Source organism: Streptomyces sp. NPDC093546, from assembly GCF_044765045.1.
Taxonomy (GTDB): domain Bacteria; phylum Actinomycetota; class Actinomycetes; order Streptomycetales; family Streptomycetaceae; genus Streptomyces.
The window spans coordinates 23,976-30,907 of sequence record NZ_JBIWJG010000009.1 but is presented as its reverse complement, the minus strand read 5'-3'; the positions used below and the strand labels follow the sequence as shown (position 1 = coordinate 30,907).

Sequence of the window (6,932 nt, the reverse complement as noted above, 5' to 3'; positions counted from 1 at the left end):
GTCACCCGACGTCGTGGCCAGCAGACCGCCACCGGCGTGCACGCCGCCGCGGGGCTTGCCCTGTTCGTCCTTCTTCTCGTGGTGCTCGCTGCTGTACGAGGAGTCGCCCTTGTCCCGGTCACCGGCGTTGAAGGCGTAGGCAGCAGGAGCCGTGATCGCGAGAGCCGCCGTAACGGTGGCCGAGGCAAACACAATGCGAGCAGAACGCATGAGGGTTTCCTTCCATCGCGACCACGTCAGTCGACTTGTGTCGGCTTATGGATCCGTAGCGCGACACCAACACCGTCAATCGACAGACCGCTGGGCACCACCTGGACGGGTATCTGGGTGAACAGACCTCCCAGCCCGGCGTCCGCCGGGCGGCTCAGCCGCTGAGGGAAACCGGTGCGGCCGTCGCCCCGTCAGACCGGTGCGGGGACGCGGCCGCCGCGGCCGCGCCCAGCAGGCCCGCGTCGGTGCCGGTGAGCGCCGGGGCCACCGTCAGGCGGCGCACGAAGGAGAGGGTGGCGTAGTCGCGCAGGGCCCGCCGCAGCGGCGCGAAGAGCACCTCGCCGGCGCCCGCCACTCCCCCGCCGATCACCGCGATCTCGATCTCGACGAGCGACGCGGTGGCGGCTATGCCCGCCGCGAGGGCCTGGGCGGCGCGCTCGAAGGACGCGACGGCGACCGGGTCCCCGGCGTGCGCGGCGGCGGCCACCGCGGCGGCCGTGGCGTCACCGTCGGGGCCGGGCCGCCAGCCGTTGTCGAGGGCGCGGCGGGCGATGTTGGGGCCGCTGGCGATCCGTTCGACGCAGCCGCGCGACCCGCAGGGGCACGGGTCCCCGTCCAGCTCGACGCTGATGTGGCCGATGTGGCCGGCGTTCCCGGTGGGGCCCGCGTGGAGCCGGCCGCCCAGGACGAGGCCGCCCCCGACGCCGGTGGAGACCACCATGCAGAGGGCGTTGGCATGGCCGCGGGCGGCTCCCTGCCAGTGCTCGGCGGCGGTCATCGCCACGCCGTCCCCGACGAGTTGGACGGGCAGGCCGCCGGTGGCCCGGCGCACCCGCTCGACGAGGGGGTAGTCGCGCCAGCCGGGCACGTTGACGGGGCTGACCGTACCGGCGGAGGCGTCGACCGGACCCGCGCTGCCGATGCCGACCGCCGTGACGGTGGCCCACAGCGGTGAGGCGGTCAGCTCGGCCAGGACCGCCTCCACTGCGCGCATCACCGTCTCGCCGTCCTCGCGCGCCGGGGTCGGCCGCTGGGTCCGTACGAGAATCCCGCCGCGGCCGTCCACCAGGGCACCGGCGATCTTGGTGCCGCCGATGTCGAGCGCGGCGGTGAGGTCGGAGTGCATCGGCGTGTGGTCCCCCGTGAGAGCTGTCAGCTACTGGCGCGTACCTACGCGTACCCGCGAGTACCTGCGAATACAGGCCTGGTTCAAGAAGAGTCTGCCTGAGGATCCCGGCATTGACAACGTTGTCCAGGGCCTATGCTCGACGCCAACAGGCTGATACACCCATCCATCTCACTATCTGAACATCCGTCTCACCCGACCATCCGACCGTCGGACCATCACATCCGACCCTCCACCCCACCGACCCATCCGACGACGACAGGAAGCAGGAAGCGCGCTGTGGCCCAGACCGCCCGCCACCCCGACCACCGCTACGGCACCCGGCCCACCATGAAGGACGTGGCCGCCCGCGCGGGCGTCGGACTCAAGACCGTCTCCCGCGTGGTGAACGGCGAGCCGGGCGTCACCCCCGACACCGAGCGCCGCGTCCAGGAGGCCATCGAGGCGCTGGGCTTCCGCCGCAACGACAGCGCGCGCGTGCTGCGCAAGGGCCGCACCGCCTCCATCGGCCTGGTCCTGGAGGACCTCGCGGACCCGTTCTACGGGCCGCTCAGCCGTGCCGTCGAGGAGGTCGCCCGGGCGCACGGGGCGCTGCTGATCAACGGTTCCAGCGCCGAGGACCCGGACCGGGAGCAGGAGTTGGCGCTGGCGCTCTGCGCGCGCCGCGTGGACGGGCTGATCGTGATTCCGGCCGGCACCGACCACCGGTACCTGGAGCCGGAGATCCGGGCCGGTGTCGCCACCGTCTTCGTGGACCGCCCGGCCGGGCGCATCGACGCCGACGTGGTGCTCTCCGACAGCTTCGGCGGCGCCCGCGCGGGCGTGGCGCACCTGATCGCGCACGGGCACCGCCGGATCGGTTTCATCGGCGACCAGCCGCGCATCCACACCGCCGTGGAGCGGCTGCGCGGCTACCGGGCGGCGATGGAGGACGCGGGGCTGGCGGTGGACGACTCCTGGGTGTCGCTGGGCTCGACCGAACCGGAGCGCGTGCGCGGCGCGGTCGCCGCGATGCTGGCCGCGCCGGAGCCCGTGACCGCGCTCTTCGCGGGCAACAACCGCGTGACGGTGACGGTGGTGCGGGAGCTGGCCGGGCGCCCGCACCCGGTGGCGCTGGTCGGCTTCGACGACATCGAGCTCGCCGACCTGCTGGGCATCACCGTCATCGCACAGGACGCGGCGGCGCTGGGGCGCACGGCGGCCGAGAGGCTCTTCCGGCGGCTGGACGGCTCGGACGACGCCCCGGCGCGCGTGGTGCTGGAGACGACGCTGATCCCGCGCGGCTCGGGCGAGATCGCGCCGCCGTCCTCCTGAGGCGCCCCCGCCGTCGGCCGGTCAGGTCCGCCACCTCCCGCCTGCCGGTCAGCAGACCGGCAGGCCGGGCACCGGCGCGTCGTTGTCACCGCCCTGGATGTAGACGTCGCTCACCCACACGCCGGCGTTGCCGCTGTCGTCGTCCGTCTTGGCCCACCAGACGTTGGTCCACTCGCCGTGGGTCTCGCGGCGGCCGAGGTTCGCCTGGCAGAAGAAATAGTTGGTGCCGGCGTTGAGGACACCCGCCTCGCTGCCGTCGGCGCGGTACGACTTCGCCCGGGCCCACACCTGACAGTTGTACTTGCCGCCGCCGATGGAGTGGCACACGGGCGCGGGGGCCGGCGCGGACGGAGGCGCGGGGTTCTCGCCGCCGCCCGAGCCCGTGCCTGCGCCCGTGCCCGTACCGGCGCCCGCGCCCCGGGTGGCCGGCGTGCGCGTCGGCGGGCCGGACGGCTCGGTGTCGGAGGCCTTCCCGGACGGGGTGGACGCGGGCGCGGCGGCGGACGTGGACGGCCCGGCGTCGTCGCCCGGTGTCGCGTCGGCGGAGGGGGACGCCTCGGCGCCCTGGTCGAGCGGGCGGCCGGGGTCGCGCGTACCGGGCGTCGGATCGGCCTGGCCGCCCACCAGCGCCTGCCCGCCCTGGGGCTGGTCGCGGTCCATGAAGACGTACGTCACGCCGCCGCCCGCCAGCAGGACGGCCGCGGTCGCCGCGGCGACGAGGAGCCTGGCGCGGCTCCGGCGGCGCGCCGCCCCGGACTCCGCCCGGCCGCCCGTCGGAGCGGCCGCCGGAACCGGACCCACCGGAACCGAAGTCCCCGGAACCGGAGCCACCGGCGCCCCCGCGGCGGGCGGCGGCCCGAAGCCCTGCGGCTGGTGCGGCACGACGTTCCGCTCGGTCGGCACGTACGTCGGCGGGGGCGCCGCCTGCGGCGCCCGGCCCTCGGCCACCGCCACCAGCAGCCGCGCCGCCGTCGCCGCGTCCGGCCGCTGCGCCGGGTCCTTGTCCATGAGCTGCCGCAGTACGGGGCCGAGGGCCCCGGCGCGCTGCGGCTCGGGGAGCGGCTCCGCGACGATCGCGCTGAGCGTCGACCACGTCGACGTACGGCGGAAGGGCGAGGAGCCCTCGACCGCCGCGTACAGGGTGGCGCCGAGCGCCCAGATGTCGGAAGGGGGTCCCGGCTCGTGGCCCTGGGCCCGCTCGGGCGCGAGGTAGTCGAGCGAGCCGACGATCTCGCCGCTGCGCGTGAGGTGGGCGGTGGCGCCGTCGCCGGGGTCGTCCATGGCGGCGATGCCGAAGTCGGTGAGGACGACGCGGCCGGTGCGGTCCAGCAGGACGTTGCCGGGCTTGACGTCGCGGTGCAGTACGCCGACGGCGTGGGCGGCGCCGAGCGCCTCCATCACCCTGGCGCCGATCGCGGCGGCCTCGCGCGGGTCCATGACGCCGCGCTCGGCCAGCACGTCGTCGAGGGAGGGGCCGTCGACCAGCTCCATGACGATGACGGGCCGGCCCTGGTGGTCGGCCACGTCGTGGACGGAGATGACCCCGGGGTGGCGCACCCGCGCGGCGGCCCGCGCCTCGCGCTGCAGGCGCAGCCGCAGGTCCGCCAGTTCGTGCCCGGCGGAGTCCGTGTAGGTACGGAGCTCCTTCAGGGCCACTTCGCGGCCCAGCACCTCGTCGAGCGCGCGCCAGACGACGCCCATGCCGCCGCGCCCGAGCTGCCGGATGACCCGGTAGCGCCCGGCGATCAGTTCGTTCTCCCCCGATGACACCGCTGCCCCGTCCCCTGTGTCGCGATTCCCGTCCGAATACGCGTACAGAGTACGGGGCAGCGGTGTGGGCCCCGGCCCCTACTGGGCCGTGGCCGTCAGGTCCCCGCGCCGCGGAGCGGCGAAGCCGTCCAGGTCGGCACGGGTGAGTCCGGTGAGACGGGCGACCTCGTCGGTGTCGAGAGCGCCGCAGTCGATGCCGCGCAGCAGGTAGGAGCTGAGGGCCTTGGCGGTGGCGGGCTCGTCCATGACGTCGCCGCCGGCGTGGTTGGCGTAGGCGGAGAGGCGCTTGGCGGCCTGCTCGAAGCCCTCGCGGTAGAAGGCGAAGACGGCGGCGTACCGGGTCGGCAGGTGGCCCGGGTGCATGTCCCAGCCCTGGTAGTAGGCGCGGGCCAGGGCGCGGCGGGTGAGGCCGTAGTGGAGGCGCCAGGCGTCGTGGACCTTCTCCGTGGGGCCGACGGGCAGGACGTTGGTGGAGCCGTCGGAGACGCGTACGCCGGTGCCGGCGGCGGCGACCTGCATGATCGCCTTGGCGTGGTCGGCGGCCGGGTGGTCGCTCGCCTGGTAGGCGGCGGAGACGCCGAGGCAGGCGCTGTAGTCGAAGGTGCCGTAGTGGAGGCCGGTCGCGCGGCCCTCTGCGGCGTCGATCATGCGGGCGACGGTGGCGGTGCCGTCGGCGGCGAGGATGGCCTGGCTGGTCTCGATCTGGATCTCGAAGCCGAGGCGGCCGGCGTCGAGGCCGTGGGCCTTCTCGAAGGCCTCCAGGAGCCGGACGAAGGCGCCGACCTGCTCGGCGTAGGTGACCTTGGGGAGGGTGAGGACGAGGCCGTCGGGCAGGCCGCCGCGCTCCATGAGGCCGGTGAGGAAGACGTCGGTGGTGCGGATGCCCCGGTCGCGTACGGCGGCCTCCATGCACTTCATGCGGATGCCCATGTACGGGGCGGCCGTGCCCTGCTCGTACGCCTCCGAGATCAGGCGCGCGGCGCGGGCGGCGTCGGCGTCCTCGTCCTTGCCGCCGTATCCGTCCTCGAAGTCGACGCGCAGGTCTTCGATGGGCTCGCGCTCCAGCTTGGCCCGGACGCGCGCGTGGACGTCGTCGGCGAGCTCGGCGGAGAGGCCGAGGACGCCGGCGAGGGAGGCGGCGTCGGGGGCGTGCTCGTCGAGCATGGCGAGGGCCTGGTCGCCCCAGGAGCGGATGGTGCCCGCGTCGAAGACCTCACCCGGCACGTAGACGGTGTGGATGGGCTGGCGGGTGCCGGGGTCTCCCGGGTAGCGGCGGGCGAGCTCCTCGTCGACCGAGACGAGGGAGGCGCTGATGCCCTCGCTGACCGCTCCGGCGAGGCTCGTCGCCACCTTCTCCTGCTGGCCCTGACCCATTCCCACACCCTCCGAATTTCCACTACACGGAAACAACAATCCGTATGGTGAAGTTAATGGGTGTCCCTGACATGCGTCAATGGTCCCTCCAACGGGCCGGGGCCGCGCGGTGAGATCACCGCGCGGCCCCGGGCCACGTCTGCCGATCGATCCGACGGATCAGCCCTTGCGGGACTTGACCTCTTCGGTCAGCTGCGGGACGACCTCGAAGAGGTCGCCGACCACGCCGTAGTCGACCAGGTCGAAGATCGGGGCCTCGGCGTCCTTGTTGATGGCCACGATGGTCTTCGAGGTCTGCATGCCCGCGCGGTGCTGGATCGCGCCAGAGATGCCCGCCGCGATGTACAGCTGCGGCGAGACCGACTTACCGGTCTGGCCGACCTGGTTGGTGTGCGGGTACCAGCCGGCGTCGACGGCGGCGCGCGAGGCGCCGACGGCGGCACCGAGGGAGTCGGCGAGCTCCTCGATGATCGAGAAGTTCTCGGCGCCGTTGACGCCACGGCCGCCGGAGACCACGATCGCGGCCTCGGTCAGCTCGGGGCGGCCGGTCGACTCGCGCGGGGTGCGGGAGACGACCTTGGTGCCGGTGGCCTTCTCGGAGAAGGAGACGGCGAGGGCCTCGACGGCGCCCGCGGCCGGGGCGGCCTCCACGGCGGCCGAGTTCGGCTTGACCGTGATGACCGGAGTGCCCTTGGAGACACGGGACTTGGTGGTGAAGGAGGCGGCGAACGCGGACTGCGTGGCCACCGGGCCCTCGTCGCCGGCCTCGAGGTCGACGGCGTCGGTGATGATGCCGGAGCCGATGCGGACCGCGAGGCGGGCCGCGATCTCCTTGCCCTCGGCGGAGGACGGCACCAGCACGGCAGCGGGCGATACGGCCTCGTACGCGGCCTGCAGCGCGTCCACCTTCGGCACGACGAGGTAGTCGGCGAACTCGGGCGCGTCGGCGGTGAGGACCTTGACCGCGCCGTGCTCGGCGAGCGTGGCCGCGGTGGCCTCGGCGCCGGCACCGAGGGCGACGGCGACGGGCTCGCCGATGCGGCGGGCGAGGGTCAGCAGCTCCAGCGTGGGCTTGCGGACGGCGCCGTCCACGTGGTCGACGTAGACGAGAACTTCAGCCATGGGACTCAATCTCCTG

Annotated in this window: 5 protein-coding genes and 1 pseudogene; 1 reads left to right on the top strand and 5 read right to left on the bottom strand. The window is 74.0% G+C overall.

What is annotated here, in order from left to right; all coding sequences use genetic code 11:
- Both ACIRNI_RS20530 and ACIRNI_RS20525 read right to left on the bottom strand, forming a co-directional pair.
- Positions 1-210, bottom strand: a pseudogene (locus ACIRNI_RS20530) (hypothetical protein); the annotation flags it as partial.
- Between the two features lie 154 nt (positions 211-364).
- Positions 365-1,336, bottom strand: coding sequence for an ROK family protein (locus ACIRNI_RS20525; protein ID WP_403552921.1), 972 nt, complete (start codon positions 1,334-1,336; stop codon positions 365-367).
- Positions 1,337-1,615: 279 nt separating this feature from the next.
- Between ACIRNI_RS20525 and ACIRNI_RS20520 the strand changes: the two genes are divergently transcribed.
- Positions 1,616-2,650 carry a LacI family DNA-binding transcriptional regulator gene (locus ACIRNI_RS20520; protein ID WP_403552920.1) on the top strand — a complete coding sequence of 345 codons (1,035 nt, stop codon included), beginning with the start codon at positions 1,616-1,618 and terminating at the stop codon, positions 2,648-2,650.
- A gap of 48 nt (positions 2,651-2,698) precedes the next feature.
- Here the strand turns inward: ACIRNI_RS20520 and ACIRNI_RS20515 are convergent, their stop codons facing one another.
- From ACIRNI_RS20515 to ACIRNI_RS20505, 3 genes are all read right to left on the bottom strand, one after another.
- Entirely contained in the window at positions 2,699-4,420 is a 1,722-nt protein-coding gene (locus ACIRNI_RS20515) for a protein kinase (protein WP_403552918.1), read from the bottom strand.
- Between the two features lie 78 nt (positions 4,421-4,498).
- Positions 4,499-5,794: a DUF6986 family protein gene (locus ACIRNI_RS20510; protein ID WP_403552916.1), complete on the bottom strand. Its 1,296-nt coding sequence runs from the start codon at positions 5,792-5,794 to the stop codon at positions 4,499-4,501.
- A gap of 159 nt (positions 5,795-5,953) precedes the next feature.
- The gene (locus ACIRNI_RS20505; protein ID WP_403552914.1) at positions 5,954-6,916 is read right to left on the bottom strand and encodes an electron transfer flavoprotein subunit alpha/FixB family protein; all 963 of its coding nucleotides are present in this window, start codon (positions 6,914-6,916) and stop codon (positions 5,954-5,956) included.
- Positions 6,917-6,932 lie beyond the last annotated feature (16 nt).